This window comes from Psychrobacter sp. 1U2 (assembly GCF_051847575.1).
Genome location: NZ_JBPYDC010000280.1, coordinates 1 through 1,268, shown reverse-complemented (window position 1 = coordinate 1,268; position 1,268 = coordinate 1). Strand labels below are relative to the sequence as shown.

At 40.9% G+C, this 1,268-nt stretch carries 2 protein-coding genes; both read left to right on the top strand.

Annotated elements, in window-relative coordinates:
• On the top strand, positions 1–527 hold a 527-nt coding region (locus ACS8FD_RS15165), incomplete at its 5' end, for an NAD(P)-dependent oxidoreductase (RefSeq protein WP_439276460.1).
• Between the two features lie 238 nt (positions 528–765).
• Positions 766–1,268, top strand: a 503-nt coding sequence (locus tag ACS8FD_RS15160) for a hypothetical protein (RefSeq protein WP_439276459.1), incomplete at its 3' end; no start/stop codon positions are given.

The window sequence follows — 1,268 nt, the reverse complement described above, 5'->3', positions numbered from 1 at the left end:
CTGAGGCCATTGACCTCGAGGGCTTAACCATCGGTATGATTGGTATCGGTGACATTGGTAAGCGGATTACCAAGCTTGCCAAAGCCTATGACATGAACGTCCTATGGGCAGAGCGCCAAGGTTGCAAGCCTCGTAATGACGACTACACCGACTTTGAAACCGTCCTCAGCAAGTCAGATGTCATCACCATACATTGCCCGCTCACCGAGGAAACAAAACATCTCATTAACCAAGATACTCTAAGCAAAATGAGCAAAAAACCGCTACTGGTCAACGTCGCACGTGGCAAGATTGTCGATAGCGAGGCCTTAGCTAGCGCAGTCAGACAGGAGCAAATACTCGGCTATGCTACTGATGTCTTTGAACAAGAACCTGCCGGTGAAAATGACCCGATTGTCCAGCTTGCCAATGAAGGTCATCCTCGCATCATTCTAACCCCGCATATGGGTGCAGGCAGCCGAGCCTCGCAAGTCAAACTATGGAAGATAATCACTCGACAAATCAATGACTTTATTGAAAATAACTAGAATTAAAGTGGTTGGGATTAAAATAACTGAGATGTGAATTGAGAGGGTTTTGGTTTGCGATTTTGAGGGCTTGGGTTTTTGGAGCCAATCCTGCTTTTCGCTTGTCAAACTCTCGTAGAAGATGTAGATAAGGTGTAATCCACCGAATAAGCTCTGCTATTATGTTCAGTAAACTTTATGAAAATGCTATGGCAGCGTACTTCAGATAGAGCTATTTTAGATCATAAAAGGAATTACAGTGAATAATGTACAGCGAACACTTGATGAAGTTAACCTCAAAACTAAACCATCAAAAGATAATGGAAACAGTATTACAGACCAAGATTTTCAGCCTAAATCTACTAAATCAACAGGCTCAAAATACTCTATACCAGATGATATTATCAACGACTGGAAACTAAAAATACAATTTAAAATGTATGATCCTAAAGGTGACTTTAGCGTACCTTGTTGCTGCGCTTTCTTTTTATTTGACGATGAGTGGAATGAAGAAGGTCTTAGTGCATTAAAAGAACAGTCAGGTGCAGAATTGTTAATTGGCATAAGAACCAGTCGTAGATTTGTGGAGATTAATAACGTCATAGATGGTGTGGTTTGCTGTGAGCTTAAGCAGGTTGATAGGATTGTAAATCAGTTCCAAGCTATGTTGAGTGTGCATGGAAGCTATATTGCTATGGATCTGAATGACATCATCAGCTTTTTTAATCAATGTCCATATACTCAATATGCAGAATCAAAACT